Origin of the sequence: Arthrobacter sp. UYCu512 (assembly GCF_040547075.1) — a bacterium.
Taxonomy (GTDB): domain Bacteria; phylum Actinomycetota; class Actinomycetes; order Actinomycetales; family Micrococcaceae; genus Arthrobacter.
In genome coordinates this window covers 1-20,119 of sequence record NZ_JBEPPA010000022.1, presented here as the reverse complement: position 1 = coordinate 20,119, position 20,119 = coordinate 1, and the positions used below count along the sequence as shown (strand labels likewise).

Below are 20,119 nucleotides of genomic sequence, written 5' to 3'. Positions count from 1 at the left end.
TGGTTCCATGCCCAGGATCACGCAGCCTCGCGACGAAGCCTGGTCGAACGACGTCGAGGCCGCTGTCGCGACATTTGGCAACAGATCACGGAACGAGATCCTCCGCTACCTTTCCGCGCACGGTCCGGCGACCCGCGGTGACATCGTGGCAGCAGTGAGCGCCGGCGAGCCGAGCGTAGCCAAGCACCTGCTTGCACTTGAGGAGACCGGCGCTATCGCGGTGGACCTTGAGCCGGGCCGGCGGCATGGCCGCTCGCCGCGGTATTCAGCCAACCCTGCACGGATCAAGGAGTTGCTGGCGGCTCATCTTCAGTATCTTCTGGAGGATTAGCGGCTGCCTCTTCCGCCCCAGGATGGCGATCAATGTCCTTGTTGAGGTATTCAGAGATAGCCCTTAGCGTCTCCGGAGAAACATCACCCAGCGTCCGCGCCGCAAAGGTCTTCACCCTGGCCGCGCGGAGCGACTTCACAAACTCGAGTTGCGAATCGATCCGCTCGGGCAAGTCGGCGCTGTCGCCGATCAGGTACGACGGGTCAACGTTAAAGATGTTGCACAGCTCGGCCAATAGCGCCGAATCGCTGACCAGACGACCAGTCCCCTCTTTCATGTAGAACCAGCGCGCGCGGGACAATTTGATGCCCCTGGCCTCGAGTTCGGCCTGGACCTCGCGAAACGTTACGGGCTTCCCACGTTCGGCAACCACGACGTCGAGCAACAGATTCAGACGACGAGCCAGCTGGGCCTGGGGAGACAACATGTCACCGCGGCCTGCCTCGTCCATCCGTACTGCCCACCCCTCGATCTGATGCGGGGCCGGCAACCCGGTCAGGCGCTACGACTCCCTTTCGCCCCAGTATTGCCTGAGTCGTCCGGCGCGGCAATCAACCGCTTCAACCAGTTGAGGATTCATTTGCTCACTCTGGTCTATCCAACATGACCTCAACCGGAGTAGCCTGCTGCTGTAGACCCGTCTACAGCAGCAGTCCTTCACCATTCCCCGGGTTGTGGTCCCCATGTCGAGCATTTTGATGAACCGAACACGAAGCCGAATTATCCGGTTCCTACTCAGGAACGGGCCCTCAACCTGCGGCCAGATCGGCATGGGAATCGGCGCCTCGCCCTCGGCCATTCGCAGGCAACTCGGCTTGCTCACCGATGCCGGGCTGGTACAGCGCTCATCGGCTCAGTTCAGTGCCTCAGCCGAGCAGGTGCAGCTCCACGCCGCGGCCTTCGAAGCGAGTTTCCAGGTCACCGTCATGCCGCCGTGATTTCCGGCGTACATGGACGGGGACAGGACTCGCGCCAGCGGTCCTCGCCGCATATCCACGAAGGGATCGGACAGGGGCATGAAACTTGAATTCTTCGAACCAGCCGAGGCTGCCACCGTCCTCAAATGTTCAGAGGCCTGGCTTAGGGACGGAGCTGCCAAGGGTGAGTTCCCGCACGCCGTCTGGGGCAAGGGGAAGATAGTCTTCACGTCGGTTCATCTCCGGGAGATTGCAGAGCTACGTGAAGTCCGAACCAGTGGACCTGCGCCGCAGTCCGTTCGCATGATCGGGACGCGGGCACAGGCTCGCCAGAAGTACTCTTAGGTAAAACATCCACCGAGACGCTATCCGCGCCACACAACCGCGGAACGCTCGACGGCGTCGGCGGCATCCTGGAGCGCCTGCGGCATCAAGTGGCCATACACCTCCTCGGTGGTTCGCGTGGATGCGTGCCCCAGACGGCGGGAGACGGTGAAAAGCGAGACGCCGTCCTGGATCAGCCAGGACGCATGGGTGTGGCGCAGGTCGTGGATCCGAGGCGACTTCTTCAATCCACGCGCTTGGGCCGCCTTCACAGCAGTAGTCCAGTAATGGTGCCAGTACAGCTTGTGGACAATGCGCTCACCCTTGGGTGTGGTGAACAGAAGATCCGCGCCTGGCCGGCTGGCCACCAGCGGAATCAGGACTTCCACCAAATGAGGATTCAAAGAAACCGTCCTCTTCCCGGCCCCCGTCTTCGTGGCACCAATGTAGTACTCGGACTCGGACCCGCGTTTCCAAGCCTTATTGATCCGCATGGTTGCCGGCCTGGACATCAGGTCCACATCCGCAACCGTCACAGCCGTGGCCTCGCCAAAACGGGTACCGGTCATGACGAGGAACTCCGTGAAGGCCTTGTAGCGCTCCCCCATGCATTCCAGGATCAGCCCGAACTCAGCGTGCGTCAGGAACCTGGTCTCATCCTCTGCCTTTTCGCCAGATGGCAACTGGACGCCCCGGCACGGATTATCTTTCCGGTAGCCGAGACGGACCGCTGTCTCCATCGCCGAGAAGATCAGGCCATGGTTGTTCTTGATGGTTTTCGCCGAGCGGCCTTTGGTCTGCATCGTCTTCATCCAGTAGGTCAAATGCCGGTAGTCGAGCTTGTCCACGGGTATGTGCCCGATCGCGTCCGCGATGTGCAGCTTCAGCATGGTCTGATACGTGTGCACTGTGCCAACGGAGGGCCGGACCAGAAGGTCGATGTGCTCTTGGATCACGGCGGCGACGGTGGGTGCTTTGGTCTGGTTCGCGAGCATCGCATGCTGGGCGATCTCAAAGGATTGGTTGTTGGCGTCAAGGAGGCGCTTCAGGGTGATCGCTTCGGATTCCGTGGGCAGCGTGATGCCTTGTTCCTGGCGGTTGGCCGGGTCCCGCCAGCAGACCATAAAGGACGTCGTACCGTCCTTTTTCGTGCGTTTTCTAATGCTGGCCATAAGAAAAATGCTACGCCGCTGTCCACACTTTAAGTACTTTTGTCCACACTCAGCACCTCTAAAAGCCACTGACCTGCGGAAACACTGTGCCCGAGGTGGGACTCGAACCCACACACCTTTCGATACCGCATTTTGAGTGCGGCGCGTCTGCCAATTCCGCCACTCGGGCGCGGAGTACACCAGGAAATAATCGCAGAGACACAGTGCTGTGAGCAACGCTATCGCTTCCAGTGCGCGAAATTACTCTACATGCAGATAGGCTGAATTCCAGAATCGCGCCAGTGACGCCGCATCGAACATGTCCGGTCCCAGCAGCGCAGCGGTGACAACCTAAGATGGTCTAGTTCCCGCCGCACCTTTCCAAGGAGTTCCCGTGTCAGAACAGACGGAGTCAAACACCACGTCCAAGCCGGCGCGCCGCGTGGTTGTCGCCGAGGACGAGACCCTCATCCGGCTCGACATCATCGAGATCCTGCGGGGTGAAGGCTACGACGTCGTCGGTGAAGCGGACAATGGCGAAAAGGCCGTCCAGCTCGCCGAGGAACTTAAGCCGGACCTCGTCCTGATGGACGTCAAGATGCCAATCATGGATGGCATCACAGCTGCTGAGAAAATCGTCAAGGCCCGGATCGCCCCCGTGGTCCTGCTCACCGCATTCAGCCAGAAGGAACTCGTCGAGCGCGCCCGCGACGCCGGCGCCATGGCCTACGTGGTCAAGCCCTTCACTCCGGCGGACCTCATCCCCGCCCTGGAGATCGCACTCTCCCGCCACGAGGAGATCAAGGCCCTCGAAAGCGAAGTGACCGACCTCCAGGAACAGTTCGCCACCCGCAAGCTTGTGGAGCGCGCCAAGAGCCTCCTGACCACCAAGATGGGACTGACGGAGCCGGAGGCGTTCCGTTGGATCCAGAAAACCTCGATGGACCGCCGCCTGAGCATGCGTGAGGTGGCCGAGACCATCATCAACCAGGTCAACTAGCCGGGCCGGGAACACCATAGCCTGATTCGCACGACAAAAGGGAGGGTCCCCGCCAGTGGCGGGGACCCTCCCTTTTGTCGGCAGTGACGGAACTAGATTTTGCTGTTCCGCTTCTTCCGTTCCGGCCACGGGCCCACCTTGTCCTTGGTGACCTCGGTGTTGCCGTGGCTTCCGGCGTCCGCGAGGTCGCCGACACGGTGTACCTTCAGCATATTCGTGGAACCGGCCTTTCCGGGAGGCGAACCGGCGGCAATAACCACCATGTCACCGTCGTCAACGAGGTCCATGTCCAGCAAGCTGCGGTCAACCTGGGCAGTCATCTCATCCGTGTGGCCCACCATCGGGACCAGCACCGGCTGGATGCCCCACGTGAGCGCCAGCTGGTTCCAGACGTGCTCCACCGGGGTGAAGGCGAACACCGGACGGATCGGACGCAGGCGCGACAAACGCCGTGCCGAGTCGCCGGACTGGGTGAAGGTACAGATGTACTTCGCATCCAGCTGATCGGCGATTTCGACGGCGGCACGGGTGATGGCGCCGCCCCGGGTCTTGGGCTTGGTGCCCAGCGGGGGGACGCGTTCCAGGCCGTGGACCTCGGTTGATTCGATGATCCGGGCCATCACCTTGACGGTCTCGATCGGGTACTTGCCCACGCTGGTCTCGCCAGAGAGCATCACGGCGTCGGCACCGTCGAGCACTGCGTTGGCGCAGTCAGAAGCCTCAGCGCGGGTCGGGCGCGGGTTGTCGATCATGGATTCGAGTACTTGGGTTGCCACGATGACCGGCTTGGCCCAGCGTCGTGCAAGTTCGACGGCTCGCTTCTGCACGATCGGCACTTCCTCCAGGGGAAGTTCCACACCGAGGTCGCCACGGGCCACCATAATGGCGTCGAACGCGTCAATGATCTCCGGGAGCTGCTCAACGGCCTGGGGCTTCTCGATCTTGGCGATCACCGGTACGCGGCGGCCTTCTTCGTCCATGATCTCGTGGACGCGGGTGATGTCCGAGGCATCGCGGACGAAGGAGAGGGCCACCATGTCCACGCCGCGGCGCATGGCCCAGCGCAGGTCGTCCTCGTCCTTTTCGCTCAGTGCCGGGACGTTCACGGCAACGCCGGGCAGGTTGATGCCCTTGTTGTTCGAGACGTACCCGCCAACGATCACCTGGGCAACCACCTTGACGGCGTCGACGTCGATCGCCCGAAGGGCAACCTTGCCGTCGTCGATCAGCAGCGCATCGCCGGGGTTGACGTCCTCGGTGAGGGTCTTGAGGGTCGTGGAGCAAATGTCCTTGGTGCCCGGGACATCCTCGGTGGTGATGGTGAAGGTGTCGCCTACAGCCAGCAGGTGCGGCCCGTCCACAAACCGGCCGAGGCGGATTTTCGGCCCCTGCAGGTCGGCCATGATGGCAACTGCCTTGCCCAGCTGACCGGCAGCCTTGCGGACGTTCTCGTATGTGTTGTCGTGCACGGCGTAGTCTCCGTGGCTCATGTTCATCCGGGCCACGTCGACCCCGGCTTCCAGCACGGCGAGCGTGTTGTCAAAGCTCGCGATCGCCGGTCCGAACGTGGCCACAATTTTTGCGCGTCTCATATACCTACCCTAGTTGTCTCTTGGTTGTTTTAAGTTGTCGCGGGGACGAACGGCTGGCGTCCGTCCCGGCACCGGGAGGGGCCGGACTACAGGACGGCCATGGCCCGGTCGCTCGGGGATACTGGTGCCGGAAGAATGGTGCTGCCCATCAGGAACTTATCCACCGCCGCGGCGCAGGCGCGTCCCTCCGCGATGGCCCAGACGATGAGTGACTGGCCGCGGCCAGCGTCTCCGGCGACGAAGATTCCCTCCGTGTTGGTCATGTAGTAGCCGTCGCGGGCCACGTTGCCGCGGCCGTCGAACTCGGCGCTGACCTGCTCGGTAATCCCTGCCGGTTCCGGACCGGTGAAGCCGAGCGACAGCAGGACCAGATCGGCCGGAATGATCCGCTCGGTGCCGGCCTTCGGGAGCCGCTTGCCGTCGACGAATTCGGTTTCAGCTACCTTAACTCCGGTAACTACGCCGTTCTCGCCTACGAACTCCACTGTGGAGGCGAGATAGGTGCGCTCGCCACCTTCCTCGTGCGCGCTGGCCACTTCGAACAGGGTCGGGAACGTCGGCCAGGGCTGGTGGCCGGCCCGCTCCGCCGGCGGCTGCTTACCGATCGCCAAGGTGGTCACCGACGCAGCCTGGTGCCGGTGCGCGGTCCCGAGGCAGTCCGCGCCGGTGTCGCCGCCTCCGAGGATCACCACGTGCTTGCCGGCCGCGTTGATCTGGTTCTCCACGCTCTCCCCCGCCACCACACGGTTGGCCGGGACAAGGTAGTCCATCGCGAAATGCACTCCCTCGAACTCGCGGCCCGGGATCGGCAGGTCACGCGGTACGGTGGCGCCGGTGGCGACGACAACTGCGTCGTACCGGCGCCGGAGCTGCTCCCAGGTCACGTCGCTGCCGACGGCGACGCCGGTCCGGAAGCGGGTGCCTTCGGCCTTCATCTGCTCCAGGCGGCGGTCAACGTGCTCTTTCTCCATCTTGAAATCAGGGATTCCGTACCGCAGGAGGCCGCCGATCTTGTCATCGCGCTCGTAGACGGCGACAGTATGGCCTACCCGGGTCAGCTGCTGGGCGACGGCGAGTCCGGCGGGACCGGAACCGACGACGGCGACCGTCTTGCCGGACAGGCGGGCCGGCGGCAGCGGGTTGACCCAACCGTTCTCGAACGCCTGGTCAACGATCGAGACCTCCACCTGTTTGATGGTGACTGCCGGCTGGTTGATCCCCAGCACGCAGGACGCCTCGCAGGGCGCCGGGCAAAGCCGGCCGGTGAACTCGGGGAAGTTGTTGGTGGCGTGCAGCCGTTCCATGGCTTCCTCGCCCTTATCCCGCCAGATGAGGTCGTTCCACTCCGGAATGAGGTTGCCCAGCGGGCAGCCCTGGTGGCAGAACGGCACACCGCAGTCCATGCAGCGGCCGGCCTGAGCCTTCAGGACACCGTTTTCCTGCGCCTCATAGACCTCTTTCCAATCCATGATGCGGACCGGGACGGGGCGGCGCGGCTGTGTTTCGCGCTGACGTACTTTCAAAAATCCGCGTGGATCAGCCACCGGTCACCTCCAGGATTCGAGACCAAACTTCTTCACCGTCGGGGTCCAGCCCCTCTTCGATGGCATCAAGACGGGTTTGCAGGACTGCCGCATAGTCGCGCGGCAGCACCTTGGTGATACGGGCCGCGGTGTCATCGAAGTTCTCCAGCAGCCGTGCCCCCAGCAACGACTCTGTCTCCTCGGTGTGCTTGAGCAGCAGTCCGTGGACGATATCCCGGTCCTCGGCATCCAGCTCGTGCAGCTGCAGCTCGCCGGATTCCAGGGCCTGCTTGTTGACGCGTTCGGTCTTCAGGTCCAGCACGTAGGCCGTCCCGCCGGACATGCCGGCACCGAAGTTACGGCCGGTACGCCCGAGGACGAGCGTCTGGCCGCCGGTCATGTACTCGCAGCCATGGTCGCCGATTCCTTCAGCCACCGCGGTAGCGCCGGAATTGCGGACCATAAAACGTTCGCCGACCTGGCCCCGCAAATACATCTCGCCGCTCGTGGCACCGTAGCCGATCACGTTGCCGGCGATCACATTGCGTTCCGCCGGGAAGACATTGGTGCGGTCCGGCCGGACGATGATGCGGCCTCCGGAAAGCCCCTTGCCGACATAGTCGTTGGAGTCACCGAACATCCGCAGCGTAATACCGGCCGGCAGGAAGGCTCCGAGTGACTGCCCGGCGGTGCCCGTCAGGGTGATGTCGATGGTGTCCGTCGCCAGCACGTCGGTGCTGAAGGTCTTGGTGACCACATGACCGAGCATCGTGCCGACAGAGCGGTCGGTGTTGATAACATCCACGGCGATCCGGACCGGGGTCCGGTCACTCAGGGCTTCCGCAGCCATCGCAATCAGGCGCTGGTCGAAGTGCTTGTCCAGCTCATGGTTCTGTCCCGTGAGGTTGCGCAGCGGGGCCTCGTCGTCGAACTCGAGCCCATGCAGAATCGGGTCCAGGTCCAGCCCGTCGGCCTTCCAGTGATTGATCGCTTCGCGGGTGTCGAGCATCTCGGCGTGGCCAATCGCTTCCTGAATGCTCCGGAAGCCAAGCTCGGCCAGGATCTCCCGGACCTCCTCGGCGAGGAATTCGAAGAAGTTCACCACGAATTCCGGTTTGCCGCTGAAACGGGAACGCAGCTCCGGGTTCTGCGTTGCAACGCCCACCGGGCAGGTGTCCAGGTGGCAGACACGCATCATAATGCAGCCGGACACCACCAGCGGGGCAGTGGCAAAACCGAACTCCTCACCACCGAGCAGCGCAGCGATCACAACGTCGCGGCCGGTCTTGAGCTGCCCGTCCACCTGCACCACCACGCGGTCGCGCAGCCCGTTGAGCATCAGGGTCTGCTGGGTCTCGGCGAGTCCGAGTTCCCACGGCACACCGGCGTGCTTAAGCGAGTTCAGCGGAGAGGCGCCGGTTCCGCCGTCGTGCCCGGAGACCAGCACAACGTCGGCTTTGGCCTTCGTAACGCCGGCGGCTACCGTGCCGATTCCAACCTCGGAGACCAACTTGACGTGCACCCGCGCGGAGGGGTTGGCCCGCTTCGCATCGTAAATCAGCTGGGCGAGGTCCTCGATCGAGTAGATGTCGTGGTGCGGGGGCGGGGAGATGAGCCCGACGCCGGGCGTCGAGTGCCGTGTCCGGGCCACCCATGGGTAAACCTTCTGTGCCATCAGCTGACCGCCTTCGCCGGGCTTGGCACCCTGCGCCATCTTGATCTGGATGTCATCGGCATTGGTCAGGTAGAGGCTGGTCACACCGAAACGCCCGGAGGCAATCTGTTTGACCGCCGAGCGCCGCGTCGGGTCGAGCAGCCGGTCCACGTCCTCGCCGCCTTCACCGGTGTTGGACTTTCCGCCCAGCCGGTTCATGGCGATCGCGAGGGTTTCGTGGGCCTCCTGGGAGATCGAGCCGTAGCTCATCGCGCCGGTGGAGAACCGCTTGACGATACTGGAAACAGATTCCACTTCCTCCAGCGGGACCGCGGGACGCAGCCCGGCCTTGAACTTCAGGAGCCCGCGAAGGGTCATGAGGTTCTCGGACTGGTCGTCAACGCCGCGGGTATAGGCCTTGAAGATGTCATAACGGCGCTCACGGGTGGCGTGCTGCAGCCGGAACACGGTCTCCGGGTTGAACAGGTGCGGCTCGCCATCGCGGCGCCACTGGTACTCACCGCCGCCGAGCAGCGGCTGGTGGGGCTGCTCAATGCCGTTTTCGGGGTACGCCATCCGGTGGCGGGCGGCGACCTCCGCGGCAATGACGTCCAGGCCGATCCCGCCGAGCTGGGAGTGGGTGCCGGAGAAATACTCGTCCACCAGGTCCTGGCCCAGGCCAAGGGCTTCGAAGGTCTGGGCCCCTGTATAGGAGGCCACGGTGGAGATGCCCATCTTTGACATGATCTTCAGGACACCCTTGCCGAGGCCCTTGATCAGGTTGTAGACACCGTCATGCTGGGTGACCCCAACGACGTCGCCCGCGGAGATCAGCTGTTCCACTGATTCCATCGCCAGGTACGGGTTCACGGCGGAGGCACCGTAACCGATCAGCACGGCGACGTGGTGCGTTTCGCGGACGTCGCCGGCCTCGACCACAAGGGCAGTCTTGGTGCGGTTGGCGCTGCGCAGCAGGTGGTGGTGCACGGCGCTGACCAGCAGCAGCGAAGGGATCGGCGCCCACTGGGCGTTGGAGTCGCGGTCCGAGAGTACAACGTACTGCACACCGCGGTTGATGGCACCGGACACCTGCTCGCAGATTTCGGTCAACCGGGCGCGCAGCGCGTTCTCGCCGCCCTCGGGGCGGTACAGGCCGCGGACCTTCATGGCGACCCTGTCCCCGTCGGGGCTCTCGATGTTCGCGATCTTGGCGAGCTGGTCGTTGTTGATCACGGGGAACGGCAGCGAAACCTGCGGCTGGCGGACCTGCTTGGTGTCCAGCAGGTTACCGTTCGGGCCGATGGCGCAGGTCAGCGACGTGACCAGTTCCTCGCGGATGGCGTCCAGCGGCGGGTTGGTGACCTGCGCGAAGGACTGCACAAAATAGTCGAACAACAGCCGGGGCCGCTTGGAGAGCACGGCCACGGGAGTGTCCGATCCCATGGCTCCGAGCGGCTCCGCGCCGGTCCGGGCCATCGGGCCGAGCAGAATCTTCAGTTCCTCGGTGGTGTAGCCAAAGGTGCGCTGGCGAATATTGACCGAGGCCGCCGTATGGACCACGTGCTCGCGTTCGGGCAGGTCCTTCAGGTCGATCAGGTTTTCCTTGACCCAGTCCGCCCAGGGGTTGGCCGCCGCCACCTCGGCCTTGACCTCGGCGTCGCTGATGATCCGGCCGGCGTCGGTGTCCACCAGGAACATCTTCCCGGGTGAGACGCGCCCCTTTTTCACCACCTTGGAGGGTTCGACGTCGATCACACCGACCTCGGAGGCGAAAATGATCAGGCCGTCTTCGGTGATCCAGAACCGGCCCGGACGGAGCCCGTTGCGGTCCAGGGTGGCGCCGACGAGGTTGCCGTCGGTGAAGGAGACGGCGGCGGGACCGTCCCACGGTTCCATCAGCATGGAGTGGTATTCGTAGAAGGCACGGCGGGCCGGGTCCATCGTGGCGTGGTTTTCCCAGGCCTCTGGGATCATCATCATGATCGAGTGCGTGATCGGCCGGCCCGAAAGCCAGAGCAACTCCGCTACCTCGTCGAAGGAGGCCGAGTCGGAAGCGCCCGGGGTGCAGATCGGGTACAGCTCCTCCGGCGAATCCCCCAGCAGCGGGTTGGCCAGCTGGGACTGGCGGGCGCGCATCCAGTTGCGGTTTCCCTTGACCGTATTGATTTCGCCGTTGTGGGCGATGGTCCTGAAGGGCTGGGCCAGCGGCCAGGACGGGAAGGTGTTGGTGGAGAAGCGTGAGTGGACGATCGCGAGCTTGGTCTTAAAGCGTTTGTCCGAGAGGTCCGGATAAAACGGCTCGAGCTGGGCCGTTGTGAGCATGCCCTTGTAGACGATGGTCCGGGAGGACAACGACGGGAAGTACACGCCGTATTTGTTCTGCGCCCGCTTCCGGATCCGCCAGGCCCGCGAGTCGAGTTCGTTGCGCTCCAGCACTTCCCCGTTGCTGGAGGCAAAGAAGGGCTGGGAGAAATACGGCATGCAGGCCCGGGCCATCGCCCCGACCAGGTCAGCGACGATCGGCACCTCACGCCAGCCGAGGACCGTCATGCCCTCGTCCGCGGCAAGGCTTTCGATGCCCGCCTTCGCGGCGTCGGATTCGCGCTGCTCGGCCGGGAGGAAAGCCGTCCCCACCACAAACTGGCCGGGGGCGGGAAGCTCGAAGTCGGTAACTGCGCGGAAGAATTCGTCCGGGACCTGCATCAGCAGTCCGGCGCCGTCGCCGGTTCCCTCGTCGGCGCCCACGGCACCGCGGTGCTCGAGGTTGCGCAGGGCTGTCAGGGCCGCGTCAACAATGTCGTAGCCCGGCTCGCCCCGCAGCGTGGCGATAATGGCGAGGCCGCAGGCGTCCTTCTCCTGCTCCGGGTTGTAGAGTCCGGCCGCTTCGGGAAGCGCCGCGAACCGCTTGAAAGGTGACATGGCGGCCTGGTTCGGCTCGGACCAACTGGGGCTGTGCAGGGTTTGGGTCATGGGAGACGTCCTTCCTCCTGATCGTGCGTATGGGAGGGACAACATTGGCCCGAATCGGTGCGCCGGTGTGACGGGTGCAACAGAGTATGTTCTTACTCGAATTGTAGGCCAGCGCCGCTTCCTGCACTAACAGTTACGCGGCCCCGGCCCGGGCTTGCTCGAAACACCAACTGTTTAATGTCCGTTGCTTCCCTGCCGCCACGACGCTGTGGAACGGGCCTTGCGGGGGGGGTGACCCCGCAGCCCGGCTTTCGGGGACTGAGCTACTTGGTGCCCTCAGCCTCCGGCGCGGTCCCGGTGCTCTGGCGTCCGGGTGTTCCGGCTGCCGGTGCTCCCGCGGCGGGCTTGGTGCCGCCGCCGGGTTCCTGTGACGTCCCAGCTGGGGCGGAAACGTGACCTGGACCGCTTTGGTTCTCAGGGAGAGTATCACGCAATTCACTATCTGAGACAGCAGAATCCGAATGGTGGACGTCGCCAGAGGACGCCGGAACGGTCGCCGGCACCTTGTTTTCCGCGCCGTTTCCGGCCTTAGTACCCTCCGCGGCGGGGGCGTCATCTGCGGCATGGGCCGCGTCATGGTCGTCCGGAACCGTGATCTCCTCCGCATCCGCGTCGGCGTCCGTATCCGCATCGGCGTCCGACGGCGCACGGCCCGCCAGGTACACGGTGTCGGGCTCGGTGCGCTTGCGCAGGCCCAGGATGACGAAGATGGCCAGCGCGCCCAGCAACACGACGATGCTGGTCCACACGTTCAGCCGGGTGGTAATGCCGAAGAAGGTGATCTGCTCGGCGTCATCGATCCGCATCGCCTCGATCCAGACCCGGCCCAGCGTGTAGTAGACCGCATACAGGGCGAACAGCCGGCCGCGGCGGAAACGGAACTTGCGGTCCAGCAGCAGCAGGATGCCCACCCCGGCCAGGCTCCACAGGGACTCGTAGAGGAAGGTCGGGTGGAAGAGTGTGCCAGCGGCCATACCCGGCGGGAAGTTCGGATTGTCCGCGTCGATCTGCAGCCCCCACGGGAGCGTGGTGGGCCCGCCAAAGAGTTCCTGGTTGAAGTAGTTTCCCCAGCGGCCGACCGCCTGGGCCAGCAGCAGCCCGGGTGCGGCGGCGTCGAGGAACCCGCTCAGTTTGACACCTGCCCTGCGGCAGCCGATCCACGCGCCCACGGTGCCAAGCAGCACGGCGCCCCAGATCCCCAGACCGCCGCGTTGGAGCTGCGGGATCAGGGACAAGTCGCCGGTGCCGTCGAAGCCGGGGCCGAAATAGGCATCCGGCGAGGACACCACGTGGTAAAGCCGGCCTCCGATGATGCCCAAGGGGATGGCCCAAATGGCGATGTCCCAGACGCTGCCCTCCGGGGCGCCGCGCTTGGCCCAGCGGACGGACGTGAGCCACAGCCCCACGACGATGCCCAGCAGGATGCACAGGGCGTAGGCATGAATGCGCAGTGACCCCCATGGCAGCGGGATGTCGAAACCGGACCATTCCGGGCTCGGAATACTCGCGGGGATCATCGCTGCCGCGTGGAGGACTGACTGCATGTGTTTAAGCTTCTTCCCTGGTGAGGCCGGTACTGAGGTCTTTCGTCAAGGACGCTACCGCATCGACGCCGCCGTCGCCGATGGCCACGACCAGCGCGGTGCCAACAATCACGCCGTCCGCGTAGGCGGCAATCTCGCGGACCTGGTCCGCGTTGGAGACGCCAAGTCCCACGCAAACCCGTTCAGCGCCGGCAGCACGCGCGGCGGCGACGACGTCCTTGGCCGCGGAGCTGACCGACGTCCGGGCCCCGGTGACGCCCATGATCGAGACGGCGTAGACAAAGCCCCGGCTCGCGTCAACGGTGCGCTTCATCCGCGCCGGTGAGGAGGACGGTGCCACCAGGAACACCCGGTCCAGGCCGTATTTGTCCGAAACGGCCATCCATTCGGCGGCTTCGTCCGGGATCAGGTCCGGGGTGATGAGACCGGCTCCCCCGGCTTCGGCGAGCTGGCGGGAAAAGTCCTCCACACCCATCCGGACCACGGGATTCCAGTAGGTCATGACCAGCACCGCAGCGTCAGTCTTGCTGGTAATGCCGCGGACGACGTCGAAGACATCCTTAACGTGGAAGCCCTTGGCGAGGGCCTGCGTCGTCGCTGCCTGGATGACGGGGCCATCCATCACCGGGTCCGAATACGGGATGCCGATTTCGATCAGGTCCGCGCCGTTCTCCGCAAGGGCGATGCCGGCTGCGATGGTGTCTTCCACGCTGGGGAAACCGGCCGGAAGGTAGCCGATCAGAGCTGCACGGCCCTCGGCCTTGGCGCGGTCAATGGCCGCAGCGGACTTGCTGGCGGTCCTGGCCGCCCCGGCGTCGGTCAGGTCATTCACAGCTGTTCCCCTTCGGCGGCGATCTCGTGTTCGGGTGAATCCTTATCCAGCAGGTCGAACCATTCGGCAGCGGTAGCCACGTCCTTATCGCCGCGGCCGGAGAGATTAACGATCATGATCTTCTCGGCTGCCCTTCCGGGCCCGGCTTCGGCAGCGAGCCGCTGGCCCACCTTGATAGCACCGGCCAGCGCATGCGCGGACTCGATCGCCGGGATAATCCCCTCGGTGCGGCAGAGCAAGCGGAAGGCGTCCATGGCTTCACTGTCAGTGATCGGTTCGTAGCTCACCCGTCCAATGTCCGCGAGGTAAGAGTGCTCCGGTCCGACGCCGGGATAGTCCAGGCCTGCCGAAATAGAGTGCGATTCGATGGTCTGGCCGTCGTCGTCCTGCATCAGGTAGGAGCGTGCGCCGTGCAGCACTCCGGGCTTGCCGAGCGTGATGGTGGCGGCATGGCGGCCGGTTTCGACGCCGTCGCCGCCGGCCTCGAATCCGTAGATCTTCACCGAAGGATCATCCAGGAAGCCGTGGAAGAGGCCAATGGCATTGGAGCCGCCGCCGATGCAGGCGCACACCGCGTCGGGCAGGCGGCCGGTCTGCGCCAGGATCTGGGCGCGGGCTTCCTCGCCGATGACCTCGTGGAAGTACCGGACCATGGCCGGGAACGGGTGCGCCCCGGCAACTGTGCCCAGCAGGTAATGCGTGTTGTCCACGTTGGCCACCCAGTCGCGGAGCGCCTCGTTGATGGCATCCTTGAGGGTCTGGGAGCCGTTGGTCACCGGAATGACAGTGGCCCCGAGCAGTTCCATCCGGGCCACGTTCAGGGCCTGCCGGCGGCAGTCTTCGGCGCCCATGTAAACAACGCATTCCAGGCCCATCAGGGCGGCGGCAGTGGCGCTGGCGACGCCGTGCTGCCCGGCGCCGGTCTCGGCGATGAGTCGGGTCTTGCCCATCCGCTTGGCAAGGAGTGCCTGGCCCAGGACGTTGTTGATCTTGTGCGACCCGGTGTGGTTCAAGTCCTCGCGCTTGAGGAAAAGCCGGATCCCGCCGGCGTGCTCGGCGAAGCGCTTGGCTTCGGTCAGCAGCGAAGGCCTGCCGGAGTAGTTCTTGTTCAGCTCCGCAATTTCTGCGGTGAACTCGGGATCGGCTTTGGCCTTCTCGAAGGTGTCTTCCAGCTCATCCAGGGCCGCGATGAGTGATTCCGGCATCCATCGGCCGCCGTAGGAGCCGAAGTAGGGTCCGGGGGCATGCCGCAGGGATTCTCCACCCTGCAGGAACGCGTCCACGGTGCTTTCGCCTGAGTTGGCTGCTGGCGCATCGACCATCAGTCTCACCATCCTGTTCCACTGCTTATTTGATCTGGGGGCCGCACGGAAGCCCTGACCGCCTCCGGACGGGCATTGCCCGGCCGGACCACGGATCAGGAACGTGCGGCGATTTCTTCTGCTCCTGCGGCCATAAATTCGGCGATCCGCTCCCGCGGTGTCGCGTCGCTGACCAGCGTTTCGCCCACGAGGACGGCATTGGCGCCGTTGGCGGCATAGTGCCGGACGTCGTCGACGCCGCGAACACCCGATTCCGCGATGACCAGCGCACCGGCGGGGATGTTTCCGGCGAGTTCGGCGAAGACGGCACGGTCGACGTCGAGTGTCTTGAGGTTGCGTACATTAACCCCGATGATCCGGGCATCGGCAGCAACCGCCCGTTCGACTTCTCCGGCGGTGTGCGTCTCGACGAGTACGTTCATCCCGAGTTCGCGGCTGAGGGCCGTGAACTCGCGCAGTTGCGCGTCGGACAGGGACGCAACGATCAACAGGATCAGGTCGGCCCCGTGTGCCCGGGCCTCCCAGATCTGGTATTCGTCGATCATAAAGTCCTTGCGCAGCAGCGGAATGTCCACGGCTGCCCGAACGGCGTCGAAGTCGGCCAGCGAGCCGTTGAAGCGGCGCTGTTCGGTCAGGACGCTGATCGCGGCGGCACCGCCGTCGGCGTACTGCACCGCCAACGATGCGGGGTCAGCGATGCTGGCGAGGTCGCCTTTGGAGGGACTCCGGCGCTTGATTTCGGCGATGACCTTCAGCTGCTCCCGGCTTGCCGAAGCGCCGCCAAGGGCGGTCCAGGCGTCGCGAGCAGGCGGGGCTGCAGCCGCGCGCTCCTTCAGTTCTGCGAGCGTCACAAGGCGCTGGCGGCCAGCCATATCCTCCCTGACACCGGCATTGATGTCATCGAGAACGCTCACCCTTAGTGGCCGGCGTTCTTCAGCTTGCTGCCGCCAACACCGTATCCGGCTTTGCGCATGGCGAAACCAATGACCAGGCCGATCGCCATCACCACACCACCCGCGATGAAGATCGGGGTGTTGGCGATAACAAAGGCGATCGACATAATGAGCGCGCCGACCAGCATCACCAGGACGGTGGTCCAGGCGGCCGGGCTGTTGCCGTGGCCCGTCGGTTCGCTGTGGTCAACGTCGTCGTAGGAGTAGCCGGTTCCGGCAGCCGGCTTGGGGGCGGAAACAGGGGCATTGCTCATGGGAATCTCCTCAGGGTAAATACTGCTTACATTCTGCCATTTATTGTCCGTGTAGTTGGCCGCGCCCGCGGAATCGGCTCAAGTGGGGTCGTCACCGCGGGACAACCGGTCCCAGCTGTCGATCTCGTCAGTTGGGCCGGCCGGCGCCGCAGCCCCGCCGGCGGCGGCAGTTGCCGCGGTGTCATATTTTGTGCGCGAGCGCCAAAAGCGGCCTGCGGGGATGATCAGCAACGCGCTGAGCCCCAGCAGGACGCCGGCGACGACGGCGAGGACCGGGAACACCGTCACGTCCACCTGGACGTCGCTGCCGGAGATTCCGGTGGCGGCGGCGATGGAGCCCTGGGCTGCGGCCGCCGGGTCCGCGAGGACGAGCACGGCGGCGCCGACGATGCCGGCGGCGGCGAGCAGGATCAGCGCGGTGATGATCCAGCGGGCGATCCGGCCGGCAATCGACGCGGCCAGGCCGCCGGCGAGTGCCACCAGGGCCAGTGCCGTGACTGTGGTGGCGGCTTTGCTGCCTTGCACGTGCAGGCCGTCCTGGCTGCTGACGGCCGCCCCGAGCTGGGCCGGATCGAGGTGGACGGTTAGCCAGCCCTGCGTTGTGGTACCAAAGACGGCAAGTGCCAGCGCCGTAATGGCCAGGACCAGGGTGGACTTACGTGCCCAGCGCGGAACCACCGGGCTGGTGCTCTTCACGACGGTGCCGCTCATGGCTGCGTCCCGGGAATGGAAATCGAGTCCGCCGTGATGTTGCGCAGCGACCGGGCAGAGTGGACGGCCCGCAGCGGGGCGGCGGCCTTGTTGACCGTCTCCAGCGCCTCGGCGGCGTTGACGGAGTCGGCCACAATGCCGCCACCGGCCTGCACGTAGGCGCGTTCTTCCCGCAGCAGGGCAGAGCGGATGGCAATCGCCATGTCCATGTCGCCGGCGAAGTCAAGGTAGCCCACCACTCCCCCGTAGATCCCGCGGCGGTGCGGCTCAAGTTCGTCAAGCAAGCGCAACGCCCGCGGTTTGGGAGCGCCCGAGAGCGTTCCGGCGGGAAATGTCGCCTTCAGCACTTCGTAGGCGGTGGCGTTGGGGGCCAGTTTGCCCACCACTGTGGAAACCAGATGCATGATGTGGCTGAACCGCTCGACTTCCATAAACTGGGTCACGTCAACGGATCCGGCGACGCAGACCTTGGACAGGTCGTTGCGGGAGAGATCCACAAGCATCAAATGCTCGGCGCGTTCCTTTTCGTCGGCGAGGAGTTCTTCAGCCAGCGCCGTGTCCGCCTCAACGGTTTTGCCCCGCGGTCTGGACCCGGCGATGGGGTGGGTGATGACGTCCTCGCCGGTCACGGTCACGAGTGCTTCCGGGGAGGACCCGACGATGGAGTACTGCCTGCCGGCAGTATCCTCGAGGCTGAAGATGTACATGTACGGGCTGGGGTTGGTATTCCGCAGAACCCGGTAGACGTCCAGCGGATCCGCGCCGCATTCCATTTCGAAACGCCGGGAGATGACCACCTGGAACACTTCGCCGTCGACGATCGCTTCCTTGCCGCGGTCCAGGGCGGCGAGGTAGTCCGCTTCCTCCCAGCGTTCCTGCACGCTCGAGGCGAAGTCGAGTGCGGCGGCGTCGAGCACGGAGACCGGCTGCCGGACGGGGGCGCTGACCTTGGCCAGCAGGGCCTTGACCCGGGCGACGGCGTCGTGCCACGCCTCGTCGACGCGCTCGGTGCTGTTGTCGAAGTTGATGGCGTTGGCAATCAGCAGCACGGTGCCGTCCATGTTGTCGTGCACGGCCATGTCAGTGACGAGGTTCAGCGCCATGTCGGGCAGCTGAAGGTCGTCCTCGGGCGGGCTGGTCAGCTTTTCCCAGTGCCGGACGGTTTCCCAGCCGAGGAATCCGACCAGGCCGGAGGTGAACGGGGGCAGGCCTTCGAACCGGTCGGTGCGGAGGGCCTCGACGGTGTCGCGGATCGCGTCCACCGGGCTGCCGCCGAGCGGGACGCCGACCGGCGGTTCGCCGAGCCAGTGCGCCTGACCGTCCTTGGTGGTTAGGGTGGCCCGGGACCGGGCACCGATGAAGGAGTAGCGGGACCAGGCGCCGCCGACAGCCGCGGATTCCATCAGGAACGTTCCGGGCTGGCCCTGGGCGAGTTTGCGGTACAGCCCGATCGGGGTCTCGGCGTCAGCCAGTACCTTGAGCCGGACGGGGATAACACGGCTGTGGCCTGCGAGTTCACGGAACTCCGCCAGGCTTGGGCTAATGATTCCAAGGTCCTGCATGGCTGTGATTTCCGCCTGTTCTTTCAGTGGTGGTCCTGATGGTTGCTTGGCTGTGGCCGGATAGCGGCGCCGCCCCGGTGCGGTTGTCCGCCGCGGTCAACTGCCGGGTCAGTCGGCGGGGCCGGTGACAGCGTCGAGATCGCGGCCCGCAAAACAGGTCCGGGTCCCGGTGTGGCAGGCGGCACCGACCTGGTCCACCCGGACCAGCAGCGCATCGCCGTCGCAATCCATGGCGAGCGACTTGACCCACTGCACGTGACCGGAAGTGTCGCCCTTGCGCCAATACTCCTGGCGGGAGCGGGAGAAGAACGTCACCCGCCCGCTGGTCATGGTGCGGCTAAGTGCCTCGTCGTCCATCCAGCCCAGCATCAGCACTTCATGGGTGTCAAACTGCTGCACAATCGCTGCGACCAGCCCGGCGCTGTCGCGTTTTAACGCTTCGGCGAGCCCTGCGGGGAGCGGGCCCGCAGGCGCGGCAGGAACAGTCGCGGCGACGGCGTCCCCGTTATCCGGGGATCCATCAAGCGGGTGGGCACTACCAAGGGCGGGGGCGGGCTGCTCAGACATCAGCTCAAGTCTAGTGCCTTCACTCGGGCCGGCGCCCAGTTGGCCCGCGGTCCGCTTGCAGCGCGGTCCGCCGAGGATCGGCGCCACCGCGATAAGATCGGGGCCGCTAATGCCAAAACTACGGCAATTCAAGTGCACACGAGCCGCTGTCTCGTGCTAGTTTCACAAGTGATGCATTTCGTCGATCCCTCCCGAGAATTCTTGGCCGAAACCCTGCTCGCGGCCGGCCCTGACTCCCCCACGCTCTGTGCCGGGTGGCAAACCCGGGACCTTGCCGCGCACTTGTACCTGCGCGAGCGGAAGGCCGCTGTTGGTCTGGGGCTGCTGGTGAAGCGGCTGGCCAAGGCATCGGACCAGGCCACGGCCGCACTGGCAGCGAAGCTCACGGCGCCGGAGGAGTACACCAAGCTGGTGAGGTTATTCCGTACCGGTCCCTCCGCGTTCTCGCCAATGAAGATCAAGGCCCTGGACGAAAGCGCCAACCTGATCGAATACTTCGTCCACACGGAAGACGTCCGCCGTGCCGTCGACCGCTGGGCGCCCCGTGCCCTGGACGAGGACTACTCCGACGCCCTCTGGGACGATCTGATCAAGCGCGCCGCCATCTTGTACCGCGGCGTGGACCTGGGCATTGTGCTGGTGCGCCCTTCTGGCCCCCGGCACGTCGCCAAGCGCGCACCGGTATCCGTGGCGATCGTTGGCGAGCCGGGCGAGCTCCTGATGCACGCCCACGGCCGGACCCGACATTCGCTCGTAACCTTCGAAGGCCAGCCGGACGCCGTCGCGCTCCTGCAGTCAGCCGAAGTCGGGCTCTAGGTGTACTCAGCCAGGACGTTGGTTACACGGTGAAAGGGTGAAGACCTCTTAGGTTGGTGGTTACCACACTCACCGAACGACTAAGAGGTCTTCATG

At 64.9% G+C, this 20,119-nt stretch carries 18 protein-coding genes and 1 tRNA gene; 5 read left to right on the top strand and 14 right to left on the bottom strand.

The genetic code is table 11. From position 1 onward, the window contains the following. The first annotated feature begins 7 nt into the window (after window positions 1–7). Entirely contained in the window at window positions 8–331 is a 324-nt protein-coding gene (locus ABIB49_RS17445; protein WP_283480689.1) for an ArsR/SmtB family transcription factor, read from the top strand. Here ABIB49_RS17445 and ABIB49_RS17440 read toward each other — a convergent pair. Then, window positions 285–782, bottom strand: a complete 498-nt coding sequence (locus tag ABIB49_RS17440) for a hypothetical protein (protein ID WP_283480688.1) — start codon at window positions 780–782, stop codon at window positions 285–287. The genes ABIB49_RS17445 and ABIB49_RS17440 overlap by 47 nt on opposite strands. Before the next feature lie 247 nt (window positions 783–1,029). On the opposite strand from ABIB49_RS17440, the gene ABIB49_RS17435 reads away from it, so the two are divergent. After that, complete coding sequence (locus ABIB49_RS17435; protein WP_283480687.1) at window positions 1,030–1,269, top strand: winged helix-turn-helix domain-containing protein; 240 nt, start codon at window positions 1,030–1,032, stop codon at window positions 1,267–1,269. Between the two features lie 78 nt (window positions 1,270–1,347). Then, window positions 1,348–1,593 carry a hypothetical protein gene (locus ABIB49_RS17430; RefSeq protein ID WP_283480685.1) on the top strand — a complete coding sequence of 82 codons (246 nt, stop codon included), beginning with the start codon at window positions 1,348–1,350 and terminating at the stop codon, window positions 1,591–1,593. Between the two features lie 20 nt (window positions 1,594–1,613). Here ABIB49_RS17430 and ABIB49_RS17425 read toward each other — a convergent pair whose 3' ends face one another. Together ABIB49_RS17425 and ABIB49_RS17420 are read right to left on the bottom strand one after the other, a co-directional pair. Beyond that, window positions 1,614–2,744, bottom strand: coding sequence for a tyrosine-type recombinase/integrase (locus tag ABIB49_RS17425; protein ID WP_354157488.1), 1,131 nt, complete (start codon window positions 2,742–2,744; stop codon window positions 1,614–1,616). Window positions 2,745–2,831: 87 nt separating this feature from the next. Continuing rightward, a tRNA-Leu gene (locus ABIB49_RS17420) sits at window positions 2,832–2,913 on the bottom strand. A gap of 204 nt (window positions 2,914–3,117) precedes the next feature. Here ABIB49_RS17420 and ABIB49_RS17415 point away from each other — a divergent pair. Then, complete coding sequence (locus ABIB49_RS17415) at window positions 3,118–3,723, top strand: ANTAR domain-containing response regulator (RefSeq protein WP_282359818.1); 606 nt, start codon at window positions 3,118–3,120, stop codon at window positions 3,721–3,723. A gap of 92 nt (window positions 3,724–3,815) precedes the next feature. On the opposite strand, the gene pyk is transcribed toward ABIB49_RS17415, so the two are convergent. The 11 genes from pyk to hisI all read right to left on the bottom strand — a co-directional run bounded on the left by pyk (window position 3,816) and on the right by hisI (window position 19,207). Then, the gene (gene pyk, locus ABIB49_RS17410) at window positions 3,816–5,315 is read right to left on the bottom strand and encodes a pyruvate kinase (RefSeq protein ID WP_226774842.1); all 1,500 of its coding nucleotides are present in this window, start codon (window positions 5,313–5,315) and stop codon (window positions 3,816–3,818) included. A gap of 86 nt (window positions 5,316–5,401) precedes the next feature. Then, a complete protein-coding gene (locus ABIB49_RS17405; RefSeq protein WP_253033072.1) occupies window positions 5,402–6,859 on the bottom strand; it encodes a glutamate synthase subunit beta in 1,458 nt (485 codons plus the stop codon). After that, complete coding sequence (gene gltB, locus ABIB49_RS17400; protein WP_283480681.1) at window positions 6,852–11,462, bottom strand: glutamate synthase large subunit; 4,611 nt, start codon at window positions 11,460–11,462, stop codon at window positions 6,852–6,854. Before gltB ends, ABIB49_RS17405 begins: the two co-directional genes overlap by 8 nt. Before the next feature lie 263 nt (window positions 11,463–11,725). Then, window positions 11,726–13,006, bottom strand: a complete 1,281-nt coding sequence (lgt, locus tag ABIB49_RS17395; protein ID WP_354157487.1) for a prolipoprotein diacylglyceryl transferase — start codon at window positions 13,004–13,006, stop codon at window positions 11,726–11,728. A 4-nt stretch (window positions 13,007–13,010) separates the two neighbouring features. Further along, window positions 13,011–13,838, bottom strand: a complete 828-nt coding sequence (trpA, locus tag ABIB49_RS17390) for a tryptophan synthase subunit alpha (protein WP_226774838.1) — start codon at window positions 13,836–13,838, stop codon at window positions 13,011–13,013. Further along, window positions 13,835–15,160, bottom strand: a complete 1,326-nt coding sequence (gene trpB, locus ABIB49_RS17385) for a tryptophan synthase subunit beta (protein ID WP_283480677.1) — start codon at window positions 15,158–15,160, stop codon at window positions 13,835–13,837. The genes trpA and trpB overlap by 4 nt, the downstream gene beginning before the upstream one ends. 95 nt (window positions 15,161–15,255) lie before the next feature. Further along, window positions 15,256–16,074 (bottom strand): indole-3-glycerol phosphate synthase TrpC, encoded by an 819-nt coding sequence (gene trpC, locus ABIB49_RS17380; RefSeq protein WP_253033077.1) that lies wholly within the window; start codon window positions 16,072–16,074, stop codon window positions 15,256–15,258. 2 nt (window positions 16,075–16,076) lie between these two features. Then, a complete protein-coding gene (locus tag ABIB49_RS17375; RefSeq protein WP_226774835.1) occupies window positions 16,077–16,367 on the bottom strand; it encodes an HGxxPAAW family protein in 291 nt (96 codons plus the stop codon). A gap of 78 nt (window positions 16,368–16,445) precedes the next feature. Then, window positions 16,446–17,078, bottom strand: a complete 633-nt coding sequence (locus tag ABIB49_RS17370) for a Trp biosynthesis-associated membrane protein (protein WP_226774834.1) — start codon at window positions 17,076–17,078, stop codon at window positions 16,446–16,448. After that, on the bottom strand, window positions 17,075–18,640 hold the full coding sequence (locus ABIB49_RS17365) for an anthranilate synthase component I (protein ID WP_354157486.1): 1,566 nt from the start codon (window positions 18,638–18,640) through the stop codon (window positions 17,075–17,077). The genes ABIB49_RS17370 and ABIB49_RS17365 overlap by 4 nt, the downstream gene beginning before the upstream one ends. Window positions 18,641–18,748: 108 nt before the next feature. Next, the gene (gene hisI / locus ABIB49_RS17360) at window positions 18,749–19,207 is read right to left on the bottom strand and encodes a phosphoribosyl-AMP cyclohydrolase (RefSeq protein ID WP_226774832.1); all 459 of its coding nucleotides are present in this window, start codon (window positions 19,205–19,207) and stop codon (window positions 18,749–18,751) included. Window positions 19,208–19,378: 171 nt separating this feature from the next. Here hisI and ABIB49_RS17355 point away from each other — a divergent pair, with 171 nt between their 5' ends. Continuing rightward, a complete protein-coding gene (locus ABIB49_RS17355) occupies window positions 19,379–20,023 on the top strand; it encodes a TIGR03085 family metal-binding protein (protein ID WP_283480703.1) in 645 nt (214 codons plus the stop codon). Window positions 20,024–20,119: the final 96 nt, after the last annotated feature.